General features: G+C 74.6%; 18 protein-coding genes and 1 pseudogene. 6 read left to right on the forward strand and 13 right to left on the reverse strand.

Features of this window, described 5'->3' with window-relative positions; genetic code table 11:
• Nucleotides 1–4 precede the first annotated feature (4 nt).
• The gene (locus AB0C04_RS15570; RefSeq protein WP_357054098.1) at nt 5–781 is read right to left on the reverse strand and encodes a nucleotidyltransferase domain-containing protein; all 777 of its coding nucleotides are present in this window, start codon (nt 779–781) and stop codon (nt 5–7) included.
• Nucleotides 782–904: 123 nt separating this feature from the next.
• Between AB0C04_RS15570 and AB0C04_RS15575 the strand changes: the two genes are divergently transcribed.
• Together AB0C04_RS15575 and AB0C04_RS15580 are read left to right on the forward strand one after the other, a co-directional pair.
• Nucleotides 905–1,564, forward strand: a complete 660-nt coding sequence (locus AB0C04_RS15575) for a DUF1345 domain-containing protein (RefSeq protein ID WP_357054101.1) — start codon at nt 905–907, stop codon at nt 1,562–1,564.
• 59 nt (nt 1,565–1,623) lie between these two features.
• Nucleotides 1,624–2,634, forward strand: coding sequence for a mechanosensitive ion channel domain-containing protein (locus AB0C04_RS15580; protein WP_357054104.1), 1,011 nt, complete (start codon nt 1,624–1,626; stop codon nt 2,632–2,634).
• A 245-nt stretch (nt 2,635–2,879) separates the two neighbouring features.
• Here the strand turns inward: AB0C04_RS15580 and AB0C04_RS15585 are convergent, their stop codons facing one another.
• Nucleotides 2,880–3,182 (reverse strand): GNAT family N-acetyltransferase, encoded by a 303-nt coding sequence (locus AB0C04_RS15585; RefSeq protein ID WP_350874903.1) that lies wholly within the window; start codon nt 3,180–3,182, stop codon nt 2,880–2,882.
• A 37-nt stretch (nt 3,183–3,219) separates the two neighbouring features.
• Between AB0C04_RS15585 and AB0C04_RS15590 the strand changes: the two genes are divergently transcribed.
• Nucleotides 3,220–3,636: an MmcQ/YjbR family DNA-binding protein gene (locus tag AB0C04_RS15590; protein WP_350874904.1), complete on the forward strand. Its 417-nt coding sequence runs from the start codon at nt 3,220–3,222 to the stop codon at nt 3,634–3,636.
• A gap of 4 nt (nt 3,637–3,640) precedes the next feature.
• Here AB0C04_RS15590 and AB0C04_RS15595 read toward each other — a convergent pair whose 3' ends face one another.
• Nucleotides 3,641–4,165, reverse strand: coding sequence for a molybdenum cofactor biosysynthesis protein (locus tag AB0C04_RS15595; RefSeq protein ID WP_357054109.1), 525 nt, complete (start codon nt 4,163–4,165; stop codon nt 3,641–3,643).
• A 136-nt stretch (nt 4,166–4,301) separates the two neighbouring features.
• On the opposite strand from AB0C04_RS15595, the gene AB0C04_RS15600 reads away from it, so the two are divergent.
• Nucleotides 4,302–5,009: a carbonic anhydrase gene (locus AB0C04_RS15600; protein WP_357054112.1), complete on the forward strand. Its 708-nt coding sequence runs from the start codon at nt 4,302–4,304 to the stop codon at nt 5,007–5,009.
• Nucleotides 5,010–5,066: 57 nt separating this feature from the next.
• On the opposite strand, the gene AB0C04_RS15605 is transcribed toward AB0C04_RS15600, so the two are convergent.
• Nucleotides 5,067–5,999, reverse strand: a complete 933-nt coding sequence (locus tag AB0C04_RS15605) for a DMT family transporter (RefSeq protein ID WP_357054115.1) — start codon at nt 5,997–5,999, stop codon at nt 5,067–5,069.
• A 283-nt stretch (nt 6,000–6,282) separates the two neighbouring features.
• The gene (locus AB0C04_RS15610; protein ID WP_357054118.1) at nt 6,283–7,131 is read right to left on the reverse strand and encodes a hypothetical protein; all 849 of its coding nucleotides are present in this window, start codon (nt 7,129–7,131) and stop codon (nt 6,283–6,285) included.
• A 107-nt stretch (nt 7,132–7,238) separates the two neighbouring features.
• Here AB0C04_RS15610 and AB0C04_RS15615 point away from each other — a divergent pair, with 107 nt between their 5' ends.
• Together AB0C04_RS15615 and AB0C04_RS15620 are read left to right on the forward strand one after the other, a co-directional pair.
• Nucleotides 7,239–9,926 carry a wax ester/triacylglycerol synthase domain-containing protein gene (locus tag AB0C04_RS15615; RefSeq protein ID WP_357054121.1) on the forward strand — a complete coding sequence of 896 codons (2,688 nt, stop codon included), beginning with the start codon at nt 7,239–7,241 and terminating at the stop codon, nt 9,924–9,926.
• Nucleotides 9,917–10,666: an SDR family NAD(P)-dependent oxidoreductase gene (locus tag AB0C04_RS15620; RefSeq protein WP_357054124.1), complete on the forward strand. Its 750-nt coding sequence runs from the start codon at nt 9,917–9,919 to the stop codon at nt 10,664–10,666. The genes AB0C04_RS15615 and AB0C04_RS15620 overlap by 10 nt, the downstream gene beginning before the upstream one ends.
• Nucleotides 10,667–10,751: 85 nt before the next feature.
• Here the strand turns inward: AB0C04_RS15620 and hpnH are convergent, their stop codons facing one another.
• The 8 genes and pseudogenes from hpnH to hpnC all read right to left on the reverse strand — a co-directional run bounded on the left by hpnH (nt 10,752) and on the right by hpnC (nt 19,406).
• Nucleotides 10,752–11,753 carry an adenosyl-hopene transferase HpnH gene (gene hpnH / locus AB0C04_RS15625; protein ID WP_350875076.1) on the reverse strand — a complete coding sequence of 334 codons (1,002 nt, stop codon included), beginning with the start codon at nt 11,751–11,753 and terminating at the stop codon, nt 10,752–10,754.
• A 2-nt stretch (nt 11,754–11,755) separates the two neighbouring features.
• Nucleotides 11,756–12,727: a 4-hydroxy-3-methylbut-2-enyl diphosphate reductase gene (gene ispH, locus AB0C04_RS15630; RefSeq protein ID WP_357055251.1), complete on the reverse strand. Its 972-nt coding sequence runs from the start codon at nt 12,725–12,727 to the stop codon at nt 11,756–11,758.
• 48 nt (nt 12,728–12,775) lie between these two features.
• Nucleotides 12,776–13,267, reverse strand: a pseudogene (locus tag AB0C04_RS15635) (hypothetical protein); the annotation flags it as partial.
• Nucleotides 13,268–13,314: 47 nt separating this feature from the next.
• Nucleotides 13,315–15,309 carry a squalene--hopene cyclase gene (shc, locus tag AB0C04_RS15640; RefSeq protein ID WP_357054127.1) on the reverse strand — a complete coding sequence of 665 codons (1,995 nt, stop codon included), beginning with the start codon at nt 15,307–15,309 and terminating at the stop codon, nt 13,315–13,317.
• Complete coding sequence (locus AB0C04_RS15645) at nt 15,309–16,316, reverse strand: polyprenyl synthetase family protein (protein ID WP_357054130.1); 1,008 nt, start codon at nt 16,314–16,316, stop codon at nt 15,309–15,311. The genes shc and AB0C04_RS15645 overlap by 1 nt, the downstream gene beginning before the upstream one ends.
• Complete coding sequence (hpnE, locus tag AB0C04_RS15650) at nt 16,313–17,686, reverse strand: hydroxysqualene dehydroxylase HpnE (RefSeq protein ID WP_357054133.1); 1,374 nt, start codon at nt 17,684–17,686, stop codon at nt 16,313–16,315. The genes AB0C04_RS15645 and hpnE overlap by 4 nt, the downstream gene beginning before the upstream one ends.
• Nucleotides 17,683–18,552, reverse strand: coding sequence for a presqualene diphosphate synthase HpnD (gene hpnD, locus AB0C04_RS15655; RefSeq protein ID WP_357054136.1), 870 nt, complete (start codon nt 18,550–18,552; stop codon nt 17,683–17,685). Before hpnD ends, hpnE begins: the two co-directional genes overlap by 4 nt.
• Nucleotides 18,549–19,406, reverse strand: a complete 858-nt coding sequence (gene hpnC, locus AB0C04_RS15660) for a squalene synthase HpnC (protein ID WP_357054139.1) — start codon at nt 19,404–19,406, stop codon at nt 18,549–18,551. The genes hpnD and hpnC overlap by 4 nt, the downstream gene beginning before the upstream one ends.
• Nucleotides 19,407–19,421: the final 15 nt, after the last annotated feature.

Below are 19,421 nucleotides of genomic sequence, written 5' to 3' on the forward strand. Positions count from 1 at the left end.
CGGCTCAGCCGGCCCGGCTGATCTCGTCGAGGACCTGCCGCTGGACGGCCCGCGCCTGCGGGCCGCTCGGCGGCACGCCGCCGGTGCGGGCCGCGATGGAGCGTTCGATGACCGGGGCTCCAGGGTGACCCTCGTCCAACAGCAGCTGGCCGGCGGCCGTCTTGGAGAGCCACCGGCCGTGCCGGACGCGGACCAGGGACCGGCAGGCGCCGAGCACCGCGTCCTCGGCGCCGGCCGCCGGTTGGTCGCCGGGCGGGGTCGGCAGGGCGAGCCACCAGCTCAACGCGTCGACCAGGAGTCGGCGCAGGTCAGCGGGGGTGACGTCGGCGAACACCTCGGCGGCCGGTGGGCCGAGCAGCGCCGCGCCGCACTGGTGCAGGATGCTGCGGTCCAGGGCGTACCAGAAGTGCCCGTCCGCGGCCGGCCGGTCCCCCGGGTCGTACGTGGCCCGGAACGGCATCCGGGCGCCGGTGTTCAGCTCGACCTCGAACCCGGGCTCCGCGATGCCCGCCCCGGCGACCGACCGGCGGTACGCGACCAGCTCCAACCCCCGGGCCGGGCAGGGCAGGGCCTCGTGCCGCAGGCCCGCGACCAGGTCGCGTTTGGCTCGCTCCGGCAGCGCCTGCGCACAGACCAGGGCGACGTCGACGTCGCTGCGCCCGGCCTGGTAGGCGCCGAGGCCGACCGAGCCGGCGGCGTACGTGCCGACCAGGTTGTCGCCCAGCACCGCGCGGGCCACCGCCACCAGATCCCCGAGATAACGTCGAACGTCGGTGTCCATGCCCGCAATCTGACCCGATCGGCCGGCATCGACGTGATCCGGGCGGGGTACGGTCACCGCACGATCCGGTGGTCTCGGATCGTTGCCGGGCTGACCGAGCGGATTCGTTGCCAGGCTGGGCCGATGGGGCGGCGACCAGACCTACCGGCGCCCGCGCGGCTGCTCTCGGTCCGGCGGGCGTTGTGCTCCCTCGGCGTGGGGATCGTCGCCGGGCTCGGCGTCGCGGCAGCCGGAGCGCCGGAGCTGGCACCGCTGGTCACCTGGACCGTGGCCGCCGGCATGATCATGGCCTGGGTGTGGTGGGTCTGCTGGCCGATCGAGGCGGACGGCACCGAGCGGCTGGCCGAGGCGGAGGCCCGGTCCCGGTCGACGGACTCGGCAATCCTGATCGCCGCGGCGATCAGCCTGGCCGCCGTCGTCCAGGCGCTGGTCCGATCGTCCAACCAGCAGGACCCGGTGGCCGTCGCCGCCGTCATCCTAAGTGTGGTCGCCGTGGTGCTGTCCTGGGCGCTGGTCAACACGGTCTTCGCCTTCAAGTACGCCCGGCTGTACTACTTCGAGTCCGACGGCGGGATCGACTTCAGGCAGCCGCAGCCGCCGGCGTACAGCGACTTCGCCTACCTCGCCTTCACCATCGGCATGTCCTACGCGGTGTCCGAGAGCGAACCCAGCAGCACCTCGATCCGACGGGTCGCGCTCGGGCACGCGCTGCTCTCGTACACCTTCGGCACCGGCGTCCTGGCGGTGGCCATCAACCTGGTGACCAACCTCGGGCAGTCCTGACCGGTGCCGGTGACGCGGGAGACGACGAGAGTGAGCCGTGAGGCGGTGAGCGGAGGCCGATGAGAGCAGCGCTGATCCTGTTGGCCGCGGCGGCGGTGGCCGTGGTGCTGGACCTGACGACCGGGGTGCTGGCCCGCCGGCTGGGCCGGGGTAGCTACGAGTGGCTGATGGCACCGCTGCGTCGGGCCTGCCGCCGCCCGGCCGCCGCGGTCCTGCTCTTCACCGCCCTCTACCTGGCCATGACCGACTGGCCGGACCCGGCGCTGCGGGCCGCCCGGCACCTCGTCGTGCTGCTCCTGGTCGGCGCCGTCGCCTGGCTGGTGATAAAGGCACTACACGTGGCCGAGGGCGTCGTATTCAGTCGGCTGCCCGTGCAGGAGGTCCGTAGTCGACGGGTCCGGCGGGCCCGCACCCAGATCCGCCCGGTACGACGATTCACCTCGGTGGTGGTCGTCATCGTGGCCATCGGTCTGGTTCTGATCACCTTCCGACCGGTACGGGCCTTCGGGATCTCGGTGTTGACCTCGGCCGGCGTGATCGGCGCGCTGCTCGGCCTCTCCGCCCGGACCGCGTTGGGCAACGCCTTCGCCGGCATCCAGGTAGCGTTCGCCGACGGCCTGCACGTCGGCGACGTGGTGGTCATCGAGGACCAGTGGGGGCGGATCGAAGAGGTCAAGCTGACCAACATCGTGGTCCGGCTCTGGGACGACCGGATGCTCATCCTGCCCACCACCTACTTCACCGAGCGCCCCTTCCAGAACTGGACCCGGAACGAGACCCGGGTGGTCGGTGCCGTCCAGATCCACTTGGACCACACCGCCGACCTGGACGACCTCCGCGCCGAGGCGAAACGGCTGGTCGAGGCGTCCCCGCTCTGGGATCGGCGCCAGTGGGTGCTGCAGATGATCGACGTGACCCCGCAGACCGTGGTGATCCAGGTGCAGGCCTCCGCGGCGGACGGGCCGAGCGCCTGGGACCTGCGCTGCGACCTCCGCGAGGGCCTTGTCCGCTACCTGCGCGAGCACCATCCGCAGTGGCTGCCGCGCACCCGCAACGAGTACAAGCTCTGACGTTGGCCAGCACCTGCGGATGAGCCCCAGCGAGCGCGTACACCTGCACCGGCTCACCAAGTCGGCCGGCAGCGGTTTCGGCTGCCGGGGCCAGGCCGGGCCGGCGCGGAACGGCCGACGACGGTCAGCGAATGATCGTGCACCTGCCCGCCGACCCCGCCACTGCCGCCGCCCTCGACCGCCTCGCCGATCCGCGCCCCCAGGGCCTGCGCCTGGTAGCCGGCTGACCCGGGCGCGGTGGTCGGCTACTTCACCTTGCGGGTGGACCGGACGACGATGTCCTCGTAGTCGGGGTGCTTGCCCAGCCACTCGGCGAGGAACGGGCAGATCGGCACCACCGTCCGGCGCTTGGCCCGCGCGTCGTCCATCACCGCTCGGGCCAGGGTCGATCCCACGCCCCGCCCCTCGAACTCCGGATCGACCTCGGTGTGGGTGTAGGCGATGATGCTGCCGGTCAGCTGGTAGGTGACGATGCCGGCGAGCGTGCCCGCCTCGTCGCGGGCCTCGAAGCGCTCCCGCTCGGGCACGTCTGTCACGGTGAACTGCATCCGGAAAGTGTCGCAGGCCCCGGGTAGCGTCGCCCGCGTGACCGGCCCCGCAGACGTTCCGACCACACTCCTCGACCGGCTCCGACCGGTCTGCCTCGGCCTGCCCGAGACCTACGAGGAGCCGGCGTGGGTGGGCATCCGCTGGCGGATCCGCAAGCGGACCTTCGCCCACGTGCTCACCGTCGGCCCCGACCACCAGGTGGCCCACGCGCGGGCCGCGGCGAGCGACCGCCCGGTCTGCGTGCTCACGTTCCGCGCGCCCGGCGACGAGATCGCCGGCCTGGTCGCCGCCGGGCATCCGTTCTACAAGCCGGACTGGGGCGCCGACGTGCTGGGCCTGATGCTCGACGACGAGACCGACTGGGCCGAGGTCGGCGAGCTGCTCACCGAGAGCTACCTGGTGCTGGCGCCGAAGCGGCTGGCCGCGCTGGTCGACGGCCCACCCGGCGGCTGACGCCTCAGGGCTGACCGGACGGCCCGTCGTCGATCAGCACGTCCACCGGGCCGACCCGCAGGATGCCGTCGGTGAGCGGCGTACAGCGTACCCCGCCCCGGCGGCGCATCGCCCGCCACGCGCCGGGGCCGACCGCCACGTCCATCCAGGCGCACGGATTCGCCGGACGATTCACCCGCAGCCGCACCGGGCCGTCGCCGGAGTCCAGGACCAGCACCGACCCGACCAGGTCGTCGACCAGGATGCCGCTGGTGAGCACGTTGCGCCGCACCTGCACCAGCTCGCCACCGGGGGGCAGCGACTCCTGCGCGATCACCGTCACGCTCGCCTCGCGGTGCGCCGGCCGGCCGAAGTAGCGGTCACCGACGATGCCGAGGCCGGCCCGGATTCGGATCTCCTCGACCAGCTCGCCGGGCGGGGCGGGTGACGGACCGTCGGCGGGCCGGCCGACGTAGCGGTGCACGGGCGAGGCCAGCAGCTGCACGATCCGCGGCGCCGGCTGGCCGTCCGGTACGGGTACCCCGGTCACCCGCCCGACGGTAGTCGCCCGCCGGGTCCGCCGGGTCGGAACCCCGACCGAACGGCGGCGGACGTGGGCCACACCACACTGGACAGATGGCGATCGATGGTAGGAAGAACCCGAATCCTCACCTCAGGAGATCATCGTGACTCGTCCGTCCCTCTCCCGCCGCTCGCTGCTGGCCACCGGCGGCGCAGCCGTCGTCGCCCTCGGCGCGACCGCCGCCGCCCCGGCGGCCGCCGCCACACCGGCCGAGCCCGCCCCGGTCACGCCGGCCGAGGCGCTGCGCCGGCTGCTGCGCGGCAACCACCGCTTCGTGACCGGGCACAGCCGGCACCCCCACCAGAGCCTCGACGACCTGCACGAACTGGCCGCCGGCCAGCACCCGTTCGCGGTCACCATCGGCTGCGCGGACTCCCGGGTGGCCCCCGAACTCCTCTTCGACCAGGGGCTGGGCGACCTGTTCGACAACCGGGTGGCCGGCAACATCGTCGACGACCTGCTGCTCGGCAGCGTCGAGTTCGCCGTCGAGGAGTTCGGCAGCCCGCTGATCGTCGTCCTCGGGCACGAGCGCTGCGGCGCGATCACGGCCACCATCGACGCCATCCACTCGGGCGGCACCGCTGCGGGCCACATCGGGGTCATCGTCGACAGCCTGCGCCCGATCGTGGAGCCGCTGCTCGCCGGGCCCGGCGACCCGGTCGAGAAGGCGGTCCGGGCGAACGTCCAGGCGCAGGTACACACCCTGCTCGAGCGCAGCCCGATCATCGCCGAGAAGGTGCACGAGGGCGCGCTGAGGGTGGTGGGCGCCCGCTACGACCTCGACGACGGTCGGGTCGCCCTGGTGGGCTGAGCACCCGATCACGCCGGTCGGCGGTTCCCCGCCGGGCCGTCGACCGGCGGGCCGCCGTCAGCCGCCCTTCACATGGGGTGCGCGCCGGGCGAGCAGGAAGACCGCCAGCACCACCACGAGGAGGGATGCCAACTGGCCGAGGACCGGCAGCGGGCCGGTCCGGATCGACTCGTCCAGCCAGACCAGACCGACGGAGATGGCCACCAACGGGTCGGTGACGGTGATGGCGGCCAGCGCCGGAGCGCCCAGCGGGCCGGCCTGGTACGCGTTCTGGCTGAGCAGCACCCCGAACGGGCCGAGCACCAGGATGGCGTACGCCTGCCAGTGCAGGAACACCTCGAGCGGGCTCTCGGTGAGGTGGAAGGCCAAACTGCTGATCAGGCCGGCGGTGACGCCGTAGCAGATGCCGGCCGCGATGGCGAGCGGCATCGGCCGCCAGCGCCGGTCGAGCTTCACCGTCGAGAGCACGCAGAGCCCCACCGAGACGACCACCGCCACGCCGAGCAGGAGGGCCGACCAGAAGGACTCGAGCCCCCGCCCCTGACCGCGCCCCGGCTCGGCGATGATCAGGAAGGCGGCGAGCCCGAACAGGCAGAGCGTCGACTCGAGCAGGATCTTGCGGTCCGGGCGGTCGTGCTCGGCCGCGGCGAAGAGCAGGACGTACCAGACCAGCCCGGTGACCAGCAGCGGCTGCACCAGGATCAGCGGGATCAGGCTCAGCGCGGCCACCTGCAGGGCGAACGCCGCGATCGCGAGCACCACCGACCAGCGCCAGATCGGAATGCGGACCAGCCGGGCCAGGAGGCTCGGCCGGCCGGGCTGCTCCTCGGGCACCAGACGGCCGGCGCGGAACTGCAGCACGCCAGAGGCACCGAATGCCGCCGCGGCGGCCAGCGCGATCGGTACGCCGGCGAACAGCTCTCCCGCCGAGTTCACCGCATGCCAGCCGGACCGGTCACCCTGGTTCCCCCTCCGTTGCCGTTCGCTCATCGACCCGCGGGCTCCGCCGCCGCGGGCGCTGCCCGCGCGGTGGACGAGGCAGGTCGCCCGGCCGCGGCTTCCCGATCCGGCGGGGGCTAAACGGCCCAGCCTCCCGCCCGCGGTCGCCCTAGAGGCGGTCCGCAGCGCCGGCAGTGCCGGCAATCTCCCCAAGAATACGCAAATTGGTCATTAGGCTGATGATTGTTCCGAAGGGGCAGCTAAGCGGGCCCCTCCGCCGCGTCACCGCCTGGGAGCACCCGACATGTCAGCGATCGCCCCCGCGCGCCCGGCGTCAGCGCCGCTCGTCGGCAGTGCGTCGCGGCGCATGCGGCTGGGCGTGCCGGGCGAGAGCGACCGCACCGGTGACCGCGAACGCGAAACCCAGCACCGCGATCGGGGTGAATCCCGGCCGGACCCGGTCACCCAGCAGCAGCCAGCCGGTGAGCGCCGGCGCCACGGTCTGCCCGACGATGGCCGACGCCGAGGCCACCGTGACCGAGCCGCGCTGCAGCGCGGCGGCGTAGAGCAGCACCCCGGTCAGACCGGCGAGCACCACCGCGTACGTGGCCGGGCTGGCGAGCACCGAGCCGACGCTGTCGACCCGGCCGAGCAGCCGGGCGCCGAGCGCCGCCGAGCCGAACGACAGCCCGGCCAGCACGCCGGGCAGCGCAGGGCCACACATCCGGGGACTGCCGAAGTACGCGCCGACGGCCACCGAGACCACCGCCGCGAGCAGCCCCCAACCGGCCGCCGCGGAGACCTCGCCCGGCGGTCCCGATCTCGCGGAGAGCACCAGCAGCACCAGCCCGGCGATCACCCCGGCGATCGCCGTCCAGTCCAGCACGGTCAGCCGGACCCGCAGCACGAGCATGGCGATGAGCGCCACCATGCCGAGGTTGGCCGCCCCCACCGCCTGCACCGCGAAGATCGGCAAGGTCCGCAGCGCGGTGAAGGTCAGCAGCGAGGACGCGCCGTCCAACATCAGTCCCACGGCGTACGGCCCGTTGCGCACCAACCGCAACAGCAGCCGCGGGTCGAGGTGCGCGGTGGCGGACAGCCGGCGCGCGCCGATCGACTGCAGGATCGCAGCGGTCGCACTGCACAGCGCGGCGATGATCGCCAGCACGAAGCCCACAGCCATGTCAGGATCCCGGAGTCGACGGCGCCGGACGCGGCCGGCGAAGGCACCTGCGCATACCCGTCTTCGCCCAGGTATCGCACCGATCGGCCAACTCCGGCAGGCGGACCATGAACGCGCCCCATCGTCCGGGCGTCCCAGGGCCCGTCGAACCGATCGCCCGGCGGGTGCTGGTCGTCTCCGCCGACATCGGCGGTGGGCACGACGCCACCGGCCGCGCGCTCGAGGAGCGGATCCACGCGATCTGGCCGGGCAGCCGGGTGGGCTGGGTGGACACCCTCGAGGTGATGGGCCCCGGGGTCGGCCGCGGGTTCCGTCGCACCTACGTGACCAATGTCGCGATGACGCCGTGGTTGTACGAATTCTTCTGGGCCTCGCTGTGGCGGCACCGGTGGTTCGCCACCGCCGCGAAGTGGTTCACCGGCGCCTGGGCCGGCCACCGGCTCGCCCCCGTGGTCGAGGAGTTCGACCCGGACCTGATCGTCTCGACCTACCCCCTGGGCAGCGCCGGCCTGGCCTGGCTGCGCCGCCGTCGTGGCCTCGGCGTGCCGATCGGCGCCTGGGTGTCGGACTTCGCCCCGCACCCGTTCTGGGTCTACCCCGACCTGGACCTGAACGTGGTGGTGCACCGGGCGGCGGTACCGGTGGCGGCTGCCGCCGCGCCGGGTGCCCCGCTGGGTGTCTGCGCGCCGCCGGTGCTCGACATGTTCCGTCCCGGCGACCGGGCGGACGCCGCCCGGCGCTGCGATCTCGACCCGGACCGGGCGGCCGTGGTGGTCGCCTGCGGCTCCTACGGCTTCGGCGCCGTGGAGGAGGCGATCCAGGCGCTGGTCGGCATCGGCGACGCGGTGCAGGTGGTGGCCGTCTGCGGTCGCAACGAGCCGCTGGCCGCCCGGCTCGCGGCGCTGGACGCCCCGCCGGGGCGGCTGCTGGTGCGGGGATGGGTCGACGACATGCCCACCCTGCTCCAGGCCGCCCGACTGCTGGTGACCAACGCCGGCGGGGCCACCGCGCTGGAGGCGCTGGCCACCGGCACACCGATCGTGATGTACCGCCCGATCGCCGCGCACGGCGCGGCGAACGCGGCGCTGATGGCCGCCGCAGGGCTCGCCGAGACGGCGCACACCCCGCAGACACTGGTCGCCGGGGTGCGCACCCGGCTCGGCCAGCCGGCCCGGCCGGTCGAGGCCCCGTCCGAGGCGTGGCTGCCCGACCTCGGGCTGCCGGCGGTCGCGCAGGCCCGGCAGTCGACGGGCACCGACCCGGGCGCCGGTCCGCCCGGACGGACCTCGGCGGCCGGCCGGCGGGGCAGCTGGCCACTGCGCGCACAGGACGCCTTCTTCCTGCACGTCCAGACACCCCACGAGGCCCAGCAGATCGGCACCGTCCTGGAGCTGGACCCCCGGCCGGACGGCCGGCAACTCACCCGCGCGGAGCTGACCGCGCTGCTGGCCCGGCGGCTGCCGGCGATCACCACGTTGCGCCGTCGCCTGGTCGACCGGGGTCGTTGGCGCCGGCCCGGCTGGGTGGTCGAACGGTCCGTCGATCCGGAAGCCCACGTCGAGGAGGTCCGCGTCCCCGCCGGGGGCGACGGGAGCGCCGAGGTCGACCGGTTCTGGTCGGAGCCGCTGCCGCTGGACCGTCCACCCTGGCGGATACTGCTGGTCGGCGACCTACCGGAGGGGCGGACCCGAGTGGCGATCAAGCTGCATCACAGCCTCGGCGACGGGTTGTCCGCGATCGCCGTGCTACAGCGACTGCTCGATTCGGACGAGCCGGCGACTCGGGCGGGGCGCCCGGCGCCGGCCGGCGCCGGGCGGACGCCCGCGCCCGTCCGGTTGGGCACCGGCGACGACCGCAGCGGACGGGCCCGGACCCGGGAGGCCGCCCGACTGCTCGGGCGGACGGTACGCGGTCTGGCCCGGCTGGCCACGCAGGGACCGACCCCGCGTACGCCGCTCAACCGGCCGCTCGACTCGCCGCGCCGGCGTCTGGTGACCGCGTCGCTGCCGGCCGCCGACGTGCTACGCGCCGCGCGCGGCTGCCGGGCCCACTCCAGCGAGCTGATGCTCGCGCTCGCCGCCGGCGCGCTGGGCGCGGCCCACCCTGCCCCAACGCCGGACCGGCTGCGGGTGATGTTCGCGGTCTCCCGCGACCCGCGCCGGCGGGCGCCCACCCAGGGCAACTGGACCGGGGCGGTCACCCTCGACCTTCCGGTGGGCCGGATTCCGCCGCAGGAACGGATCACCGCCGTACGCCGGGCTTTGCGGGCCGCGCTGAGCAGCGGCGAGGCCGAGGCGGCCGGCCTGGTGATGCGGGCGATGGGCGCGCTGCCCACGCCGGTGCACGCCGCGCTGGCCCGACGCGTCTACACCAGCCGCCGCCTCAACGTGGTCGTCTCCTACATGCCGGCGCTGTTCCATCCGCGGCTGCTCAGCGACGCGCCGATCCGGTCGGCCACCCCGGTGGTCGCCCTCGCCCAGGGCGTGCACCTCGGCGTCGGGGTGCTGCGCAACGAACGCGCCTTCGAGGTCGGCGTACTGCTCAACGAGGGGTTGGCCGACACCGGTGACGCCGTCGTCACCGCCATGGGCGCCGGCCTGGCCGAGCTGCTCGCCGAGATCGACGGCGAACGGGCCGAACGTGGTCCCGGCGACGGCACCCGGGGCGACGGCGCGACGGCCGACGCACGCGTCGAGCCGGCAGGCGTCGGCCTCGACCGTGCGGACCTCAGTGGCGGCCGGTCCGAGCGGCTGGTGCCGGGTGCCGTGCCACCCGGAGTGCCCCGATGCGCCTGACCGGCGCGGTGGCGCTGGTGACCGGCGCGTCGTCGGGAATCGGGGCGGCGGTGGTGCGACGCCTCGTCGAGGCCGGCAGCCATGTCGTCGCGGCCGGCCGGGATGCCGACCGGCTGGCCCGGGTCGCGGCGCAGACCGGCGCCACCGCGCTGGTGAGCGACCTGAGCCGGCCGGGGGCCGGACGTGAGCTGGCCGAGTGCGCGCTGGCCCGGCACGCCCGGGTCGACGTACTGGTCAACAACGCCGGCGTCGGCTGGGCCGGCCCGTTCGTCGGGATGGCGGACGCGCTCACCGACGAACTGCTCGCGGTCAACCTGCGGGCGCCGATCGAGCTGACCCGGGCGTTGCTGCCCGGCATGTGTCACCGCGGCGGCCACGTGGCCTTCGTCGGTTCGATCGCCGGCCGCTTGGGCGTGGGCAACGAGTCCGTCTACTCGGCCAGCAAGGCCGGCCTGGACGCCTTCGCGCAGAGCCTGCGGCTGGAACTCGCCGGCCGCCGGGTGGGGGTGAGCACGGTGGTGCCCGGCGTGGTGGACACCGAGTTCTTCACCCGCCGGGGCCAGCCGTACCGGCGACGCCGGCCCAGGCCGCTGGCGCCGGACCGGGTTGCCGACGCGTTGGTCGACGCGATCGCCCGCGACCGCGCCGAGGTCTACGTGCCCGGCTGGCTGCGCCTGCCGGTGGCGGTACGCGGGCTGCTGCCGGGGATGTACCGCCGGATGGCCAACCGGTTCGGCTGAGCCCGCACCCGGTCACCGCGGCGACGGCCAGGCGGCTGACCCGCCGTGTCCCGGCCGGCGGTGCCCGGCCCGGTGGACCGTCGGCTCAGGTGGTGGCCCGCGCCGCCCGCAGCGACTCGCGCAGCGAGGACATGGTGGCCAGCACCGCGGTCGGCTCGTAGCCGCAGTGCGCCATGCAGTTGGCGCAGCGCGCGTCCCGACCCCGGCCGTAGCTGTCCCAGTCGGTCTCCTCCACCAGCTCCCGGTAGCTGCCGGCGTAGCCGTCGGACATCAGGTAGCAGGGCTTCTGCCAGCCCAGCAGCGAGTACGACGGGATGGCCCACGCGGTGCACGGGAAGTCCACCTTCCCCTCGAGGAAGTCCAGGAACAGCGGCGAGTGGTTGAGTCGCCAGCGTTTGCGCCGGCCACCGCCGAACGCCTTGCGGAACAGCTCGCGGGTCTCCGTGACACCGAGGAAGTGCTCCTGGTCCGGCGCCTTCTCGTAGGCGTACGCCGGGGAGAGCATCATCTCGTCCACGCCCAGGTCGTCGTTGAGGTAGTCGAGCACCTCGATGATCGTCTGCGGGGTGTCGGTGTTGAAGAACGTGGTGTTGGTGGTGACCCGGAAGCCGCGCCGCTGGGCGTCGCGTACCGCCTCGACGGCGGCGTCGAAGACGCCGTCCTTGCACACCGAGGCGTCGTGCCGCTCCCGCAGCCCGTCGATGTGCACCGTGAAGGCGAAGTACGGCGATGGCCGGAACTTCTCGATCTTCTTGGGCAGCAGCACCGCGTTGGTGCAGAGAAAGACGAACTTCTTGCGCCGCACCAGCTCCGCGACCAGCTTGTCGATGTCCGGGTGCATGAGCGGTTCGCCACCGGCGATCGAGATCATCGGCGCGCCGCACTCCTCCACCGCGGCGAGCGCCTGCTCCACCGGCATCCGCCGCTTGAGCAGGTCGGCCGGCTGTTGGATCTTGCCGCAACCCGCGCACTTCAGGTTGCACGCGAACAGCGGCTCCAGCTCCAGCAACAGCGGGAACCGCTTCCGCCGACGTATCTTCTGTTCGGCCAGGTACCTGGCGACCCGCAGGCTCTGGCGCAACGGCATACTCACGGCTGGCGTACCTCCTTCGGCAGGGTGAAAACCACGTCCTCCACGGCAGCGGTGTGCTCGCTCACCTCCTTCGCCCCCAGCGCGGTGAGCGCGGCGACGACCTCGTCGACCAGGCCGGGCGGCGCCGAGGCGCCGGCCGTGATTCCGACCGTCGCCGCGCCGACCAGCCAGCGCAGGTCTATGTCGCTGACGCCGTCCACCAGGTGGGCCCGCGCCCCGGCCCGTTCGGCGACCTCCACCAACCGGCGCGAGTTCGAGGAGTTGGCCGAGCCGACGACCAGGACCAGGTCGGACTGTGCGGCCACGGTGGTGATGGCGCGTTGCCGGTTCGTGGTGGCGTAACAGATGTCGTCCGACCCGGGCCCGGCCAGCGCCGGGAAGCGCCGGCGCAGGGTGTCCAGGATGCCGTCCGCCTCGTCTGCGGCGAGGGTGGTCTGGACCAGGTACGACACCCGGGCCGGGTCGTCCACCTGCACCGTCTCGGCAGCGGCCGGGTCGGGCACCAGCCGGATCCGCTCGGGCGCCTCCCCCAGCGTGCCGTCGGTCTCCTCGTGACCCGGATGCCCGATCAGCAGCACCGTGTCACCCCGGCCGGCGAACCGGCGCGCCTCGGCGTGCACCTTGGTCACCAGCGGGCAGGTGGCGTCGATGACCGGCAGTCGCCGCTCGGCCGCCTCCGCGCGTACCGCGGGCGCCACGCCGTGGGCGGAGAAGACGGTCAGCGCTCCGTCCGGCACCTCGTCGAGTTCCTCCACGAAGACCGCGCCCTGGGCGCGCAGGTCGGCCACCACCCGGGCGTTGTGCACGATCTGTTTGCGGACGTAGACCGGTGGGCCGTGCCGGCGCAACGCCTGCTCCACCACCGCGATCGCCCGTTCCACCCCGGCGCAGAAGGAGCGGGGCGAGGCCAGCAGCACCTGCCGCAGGCTGCCGGTCGCCGCGGCCCACTCGGTGAGCGCCTCCGCCACCACCGGCAGCACCCGCAGCGCGCTGCGAACCCGGCTGAGGGTGGCCGGTCGGTACAGCGACCCGGTCGCGGTGTCGGCGACCACCCGGACGCAGGCGGTCGGCCGGTCCGCGCAGCCGGCCAGCAACCAGGCCGACTCCTGGTCGGCGACGAGCGCGCCGGCCCCGGCCAGCCGGGCCCGGGCCGCGCCGTCGACCAGCCGGTCGGTGCTGACCACCGGGCCGACGTGCACCCGCAGTCCGCGGCGGCGCAGCGCGGCGGCGAGCAGGTCGGCGTCGGGCATCGTCAGCTCGCCCGCCGGGGCGTCGGTGGCCAGCGGGTCGGCGCGTACCGTGCTGGCCACCACCACGTCGCCGGTGGCCAGGCCGGGAGCGAGTCCACCGCCGACGCCGGCGACGGCGACCGGGGCGGTGCCGCCCGGGCGGCGGGCGGCGGTCGAGCGGGCGCGGCGCGGCCCGACGCCGGTACGGCACAGCGTCAGCCGGCCGTACGGGTCGAGGTCGCCCAGCCCACGGCGCAGCGCCGCTGCCTCCGGCCGCATGGGCGCGTACAGCGTCCAGGCGGGAGCGTCCGGGAAGGCGGGCCGGATCACGCGGTCACCGTGGCCTCTAGGCCACCGGCGGTCGCCGCCAGGCCGCCGGTCGTGGCCTCCAGGCCGCCGGCCCGCGCGTCGAGGATCCGGCCGAGCGCGCTGATCGGGAAGACCAGCCGGTACAGCCCGTAGTTGATGTAGAAGTCGCCGGGGAAGCCGGTACCGGTGAACTGCGGCTCGTCCCACCCGCCGTCCGGCCGCTGGGTGCCGACCAGCCAGCGCACCGCCCGGCCGGCCGGCTCGCCCGTGCCGTGCCCGGCCGCGTGCAGGGCGAGCAGCGCCCAGGCGGTCTGCGACGCCGTGGACTCACCCCGGCCGATCCAGGCCGGGTCGCGGTAGGAGCGCAGGTCCTCGCCCCAACCGCCGTCGTCGTTCTGGTGCGCCAGCAGCCAGTCCACGGCCCGGCTGATCGCCGGGTGGTCGCGCCGGACGCCGGCCGCCACCAGGGCCGGGACCGCGGCGCCGGTGCCGTAGACGTGGTTGGCGCCCCACCGGCCGAACCAGGAGCCGTCCGGTTCCTGGGCGCGCAGCAGCCAGTGCACGCCGCGGCGCACCGGCACGGTTCCGGTGAAGTTCTCCGCCGCCAACGCCTCGACGATGTGCGCGGTCACGTCGGCGCTGGGCGGGTCGATGACCTCACCGAAGTCGCAGAACGGCAGGTCGCCGAGGATCGCCCGGGTGTTGTCGGCGTCGAACGCGGCCCAGCCGCCGTCGCGGCACTGCATGCCGAGCAGCCAGCGGCTGGCGCGCAGCACCGCCCCCTCGGCCGGTACGCCGGTCCGCCGCAACGCCATGATCACCTCGGCGGTGTCGTCGGTGTCGGCGTACCCGTCGTTGTCGAACTCGAAGGCCCAGCCGCCCACCGGGGTCTTCGGCCGGCGTACCGCCCAGTCGCCGCGGACCCGGATCTCCTCGTCGAGCAGCCATCGGCCGGCCCGGTCCAGCGCGGGATGCCCGGCCGGCAGCCCGGCGTCGGAGAGCGCGATGACGGCGAGCGCGGTGTCCCAGACCGGGGACTGGCACGCCTCCAGCCGGCGGACCGGGCCGTCCGGAGTCTCCTCCCGCACGGTGAACCGCTCCAGCCCGGCCAGGCCGGCGCGCAGCACCGGATGATCCAGCGGGTAGCCGAGCAGGTGCAACGCCATCAGCGAGTAGACCCAGGGCGGCTGGATCCCGCCCCAGGACCCGTCGGCCTCCTGGCGGGCCACGATCCACTCGGCGGCCCGGCGCAGGGCGTGCCGGCGTACCGGCCCGCGGGCGACCCGCTCGTAGGAGCTGGCCAGCCGGTCGAAGCGGTACAGCACGCCGGAGCGGGTGCGCAACCGGGGCCGCCGCGACGGCGGCGTGGCGGTACGCAGCTCGTCGACGGTGAAGCCGAGCGGACGCACCGGACGCAGCGCCCGGACGATGGAGAGCGGCACGATGGTCTGCCGGGCCCAGCAGGCGAAGTCGTAGACGTTGAACGGCACCCAGGAGGGCAGCAGCACCAGTTCGGGCGGCACGGCGGGCAGTTGGGACCACGGCCAGTGGCCGAAGAGGGCCAACCAGAAGCGGGTGAACACCCGGCTGGCCGCCAGCCCGCCGCGCGCGCGGACGAAGGCCGCGGCCCTCGCCATGTGCGGCGTCTCCAACTCGTCGCCGGCCAGCCGCAGCGCGAGGTACGCCTCGATGGTGGTGGAGAGGTCACCGGGGCCACCGTGGAACGTCGCCCAGGATCCGTCCGGACGCTGCTGGGAACGGATCCAGCGGGCCGTCTCGGCGGTCTGCTCGGCCGTCCGGATGCCGAGGAACTGCCGCAGCAGCAGGTCCTCGGCGTCCATGGTGACGTTGGTGGCCAGCTCACCCTTCCACCAGCCCGCGTCCTCCTGCAGGCCGAGCAGGTGGTCACGGGCCCGGCGCAGCGCGTCCCGCGCCGCGCCCGGGTCCGGCGGGTCGGCGGCCCGGTCCACGCCGACGGACGTCGTGGTCTTCGGGGAGAGCAGCTCGGTCATCAGTGATCCCGCCCGGGAATGAAGTCGGCCACGTCGGCGAGTCCGGCGCGCACGTCGTCCGGCAGGTCCAGCGCCTCCAGCTCGGCCCGGGCCAGCTCGGTCTCCTGCCACGCCCGCTGCTGCGTCCACTCGCGGGCCCCGCTCGCCTCGACGAGTCCGCTCGCCCGGGCCACGTCCTCGTCCGTCAGCGCCGCCGGCGAGCGGTACAGCTCGGCCAGGGCCTCGCCGGCGGCGTCGCCGCCGGTGAGCGCCCGGACGACCGGGATGCTGCGCTTGCGCGCGCGCAGGTCCGACCCGACGGGCTTGCCGGTGCGCCGCGGGTCGCCCCAGATGCCGAGCACGTCGTCGACGAGCTGGAAGGCCAGCCCCAGGTGGTGGCCGAACCGGGACAGCCCGTCGACCAGCCCGGGTGGGCCGCCGCAGACCAGCGCCCCGAGCGCGCACGAGCCGGAGAGCAGGGCCGCGGTCTTGTTGCCGACCATGGTCAGGCACTCTTCGAGGGTCACGTCGTCGCGCTTCTCGAAGCTGAGGTCGGCCATCTGCCCGGCGATCAGGGCCCGCACGTCCTGGGCAAGCCGCAACGCCGCCGGGTTGCCGCCGGGCACCTCGACGAGCGCCTCGTAGGCGAGTCCGATGAGGGCGTCGCCGGCGAGGATCGCCGGGCCGACACCGAAGACCGTCCACGCGGTCGGCCGGTGCCGGCGTTCGGTGTCGCCGTCCATCACGTCGTCGTGCAGCAGCGAGAAGGTGTGCGCGAGCTCCACCGCGACGGCCGCCGGCACGCCCGCGTCGGGCTCGGCGCCCGTGGCCCGGGCCGACAGCAGCGCCAGCGCCGGCCGAAGGCCCTTGCCCTGGCTGGCGGCCGGCGAACCGTCGGCGTCGCAGTAGCCGAGCTGGTAGGCGGCGACCAGCCGATTGCCCGGGTCGAGACGGTCCAGCAGGGCCCGGATGGCCGGCTCGACATAGGTCTGGATCTGGTCGCTACCGCGGCTGCGTACAACGGTCATCGTGCGGCCTCCGTGTGGTGTCGAGGCCGGGACACGAGCTGCCGGGCGAGGATGTCGGCGGCCTCCTGGCCGCTGCGCACCGCGCCCTCCATCGTGTCCGGCCATCCGGTGTCGGTCCATGCGCCGGCCAGTACCAGCCCGGGCAGCCCGGTGGTCGCAGCCGGCCGGTACGCCCGGGTGCCGGGGTTCTGCCGGAAGGTGGCCCGCGGCTCCCGGCTGACGAACGCTTCCCGTACCGGGGTGGTCCGGGCGGCGGGGAAGAGCTCGGCCAGCGCCTGGCGCTGCGTCTGGACCAGCTCGGCGGCCGGCCGGTCGATCTCGGCATCGGCCGCGGACAGCGACACCACCAGGTGCTGCTCGTCGCCGGCGTCCGGGGCCGACCGGTCGAAGATCCACTGTGCCGGGGACTCGACCGCGGCGGCCATCACCAACCGGGTGACCCGGTGGGCGTAGCGCAGGTGCACGTTGACGATCGGGGACGCGCCCAGCCGGTGCCACTCGCCGGCGTCGGGGGCGGCGGCCGGCGGGACCAGCGCGGCGGCCACCTGGTGCGGCACCGCCAGCACGACACCCTCGGCGGCGAGTTCAGCACCGTCCACCCCGATCCGGAAGCCGGCCGGTTCCGGGTGGATCCACCGGACCCGGGCCCGGGTGCGCACCCGGGCGCCGAGCTGGTCCAGCACCCGCCGGGCGGCCACCGCGTGCAGGTCGACCAGGGGAACCACCGGGCGCCCGATGTCGCCGGCGTCGGCGGCCTCGAGCAACCCGGTGCGGAACACCCGGGCGGCCAGCGCCAGCGATGCCTGCCCGCAGGGCACGTTCAACGCCGCCACGGTGATCAGATCCCAGAGCCGACGCACGGCGCGGTCGCTCTGGCCGTGCGCGGCGAGCCAGTCGCCGAAGCTGTGCCGGTCGGTGTCCGGCAGGTCCGGGTCGACCTGGCGCAGCGCCGCGCAGGCGCGTACGGCGGCGAGCCGCTGCGCCGGGCTGAGCAGCCGGTAGCCGGCCAGCGCCGGCAACAGGTGAGCCGGGGCGGGCAGCCGGCGGCGGGTCAACCACTGCGGCGCCCGGCCGGGAAGCAGCACCGGCACCGCGAAGCGCGGTTGCACGACGGCGCCCGCGGTGGTGCCGAGCCGGTCCAGCAGACCGCGGTAGGCGCGGTAGCAGCGCAGGAAGACGTGCTGACCGGTGTCCACGGTGAGCCCGTCGCGGCGGAACGAGTAGGTGGCCCCGCCCAGCTCGGGGCGGCTCTCCAGCAGCGTCACCGGCAGGCCGAACTCGGCGAGGCGGATCGCCGCGGCGATGCCGGCGAGACCGCCGCCGATGACGACCACCCCACCGTCCGGCGGCGTCTGAGTCGACGCGCTCATCGGGTACGCCCGACGAGCGCCCGGGCGGCAACCCAGGCCTTCTCCCGCCCGGGCAGCGACACCCGGCCGTGGGTGACAGCCAGCGGGTCGGCCGCGATACGGGCGAGCAGCCGGCGGTAGATGCCGGCCATCGCGGCGGTGCAGGCGGCGCTGCGCCGGTCGAGCAGCGGCAGCAGCCGCAGCCCGGTGTCGTACCAGCGGGCCGCCCGGGCGGCCTCGAAGCGGACCAGGTCGATCAGTCGCCGGGGCGGATCGGTGAACCCGGCGGCGCCCAACTCCAGCGTGCAACCGAACCGCGCCAGGTCCTCGGCCGGCAGGTAGATCCGCCCGTCGGCGCGGTCCTCGACCAGGTCGCGCAGGATGTTGGTCAGTTGCAGCGCCACGCCGAGCGCGTCGGCCAGCGGGGCCGCCGGTCCCGGCTCGGCGGTGCCGAACACGCCGAGGGAGAGCCGGCCGATGGACCCGGCCACGCAGCGGCAGTACCAGTGCAGGTCGTCGAAGGTGTCGTAGCGGCGGCCGGTGACGTCGGCGGCGCAGCCGTCGATGAGTTCGTCGAAGGCGGCCAGCGGGATCGGCATCCGGGTCGCGGCGTGGCCGAGCGCGGTGAGCACCGGGTCGTCGCCGCCGTCGGCCGGCAGCCGGTGCAGTGCCGCCCGGGTCTGCGCCAGCCGGTCCAGCTTCTCCTCCGACGGCAGCTGGCCGTCGCCGATGTCGTCGATGCGCCGGGCGGTGGCGTAGATGGCCGAGAGGGCGCGGCGCTTGGCCCCCGGCAGCAGCCGGATGCCGTACGCGAAGTTGGCGGCCTGGCTGCGGGTGATGTCCTCGCAGCGTCGGTAGGCCGCCTCGACGCCGACGGTCGCGGTCATCCGGCGCTCCGCACGGTGGCGCTGGCCCAGCGGCGCAGTACCCGCCGGCGCCGGGGGCGCACGGCGGTCCGCAGCGGGTCGTGGTCGGCCGCCGCCAGCGCGTCCAGGGTCGCCCGGCCGCCGGCCAGGTAGCCGCTGACCGCGACCCGGGCCCAGCCGCGCAGCGCCGAGACCAGCGGAGCGCCGGCGTCGAGCCAGGCGCCGGCCCGTTCCGCCTCGAAGGCGATCAGCTCCCGCAGCGGCCGGGTCGCGGCGGGACGGCTCAGGTCGCCCTCGTCGACCCCGAACCGGTCCAGGTCCTCCGCCGGCAGGTAGATCCGCCCGCGCCGGTGGTCCTCGGCCACGTCCTGGAGATGCTCGATGAGTTGCAACGCGGTGCAGACCCGGTCGGAGAGTTTCCCCTGCGTCGGTCCGGCCTGCCCGAAGACGTGCAGCACCAGCTCACCGACGGGGTTGGCGGAGAGGGTGCAGTACTCGACCAGCTGCGCGAAGGTCGGGTAGCGGGTGACCCGCTGGTCGACCCGGTTGGCCTCGACGAGGCGGACCAGCGCGTCGAGCGGCAGCCCACACTCGGCGACGGTGGGCGCGAGCGCGCGTACCACCGGGTGGCTCGCCGTCCGGCCGGCGTACAGCGCGCGCAGGTCGGCCTCGACCCGGTCCAGCTCGGCGATCCGGTCGACGCCGGGAGCCAGGGGTTCGTCGCCGACGTCGTCGACGTACCGCGCGTACCCGTAGACGGCGATGAGGTGGCGGCGGTACCGGCCGGGCAGCACCCGCAGCGCGACGGGGAAGTTCTCCTCCGCCCGGGCCTGGGCGAGCCGGTGCACCGCGGGGACAACGGTCTGTTGACTCATCCCAGGTTCCCTTCC

Origin of the sequence: Micromonospora sp. NPDC048909 (genome assembly GCF_040649635.1) — a bacterium.
Classification (GTDB): domain Bacteria; phylum Actinomycetota; class Actinomycetes; order Mycobacteriales; family Micromonosporaceae; genus Micromonospora.

What these genes read in the sequence shown, in the direction of transcription:
- AB0C04_RS15570 (WP_357054098.1), bottom strand. Translation starts at nt 781, where the DNA reads ATGGACACCGACGTTCGACGTTATCTCGGGGATCTGGTGGCGGTGGCC.
- AB0C04_RS15575 (WP_357054101.1), top strand. Translation starts at nt 905, where the DNA reads ATGGGGCGGCGACCAGACCTACCGGCGCCCGCGCGGCTGCTCTCGGTC.
- AB0C04_RS15580 (WP_357054104.1), top strand. Translation starts at nt 1,624, where the DNA reads ATGAGAGCAGCGCTGATCCTGTTGGCCGCGGCGGCGGTGGCCGTGGTG.
- AB0C04_RS15585 (WP_350874903.1), bottom strand. Translation starts at nt 3,182, where the DNA reads ATGCAGTTCACCGTGACAGACGTGCCCGAGCGGGAGCGCTTCGAGGCC.
- AB0C04_RS15605 (WP_357054115.1), bottom strand. Translation starts at nt 5,999, where the DNA reads ATGAGCGAACGGCAACGGAGGGGGAACCAGGGTGACCGGTCCGGCTGG.
- AB0C04_RS15610 (WP_357054118.1), bottom strand. Translation starts at nt 7,131, where the DNA reads ATGGCTGTGGGCTTCGTGCTGGCGATCATCGCCGCGCTGTGCAGTGCG.
- AB0C04_RS15615 (WP_357054121.1), top strand. Translation starts at nt 7,239, where the DNA reads ATGAACGCGCCCCATCGTCCGGGCGTCCCAGGGCCCGTCGAACCGATC.
- AB0C04_RS15620 (WP_357054124.1), top strand. Translation starts at nt 9,917, where the DNA reads ATGCGCCTGACCGGCGCGGTGGCGCTGGTGACCGGCGCGTCGTCGGGA.
- hpnH (WP_350875076.1), bottom strand. Translation starts at nt 11,753, where the DNA reads ATGCCGTTGCGCCAGAGCCTGCGGGTCGCCAGGTACCTGGCCGAACAG.
- shc (WP_357054127.1), bottom strand. Translation starts at nt 15,309, where the DNA reads ATGACCGAGCTGCTCTCCCCGAAGACCACGACGTCCGTCGGCGTGGAC.
- AB0C04_RS15645 (WP_357054130.1), bottom strand. Translation starts at nt 16,316, where the DNA reads ATGACCGTTGTACGCAGCCGCGGTAGCGACCAGATCCAGACCTATGTC.
- hpnE (WP_357054133.1), bottom strand. Translation starts at nt 17,686, where the DNA reads ATGAGCGCGTCGACTCAGACGCCGCCGGACGGTGGGGTGGTCGTCATC.
- hpnD (WP_357054136.1), bottom strand. Translation starts at nt 18,552, where the DNA reads ATGACCGCGACCGTCGGCGTCGAGGCGGCCTACCGACGCTGCGAGGAC.
- hpnC (WP_357054139.1), bottom strand. Translation starts at nt 19,406, where the DNA reads ATGAGTCAACAGACCGTTGTCCCCGCGGTGCACCGGCTCGCCCAGGCC.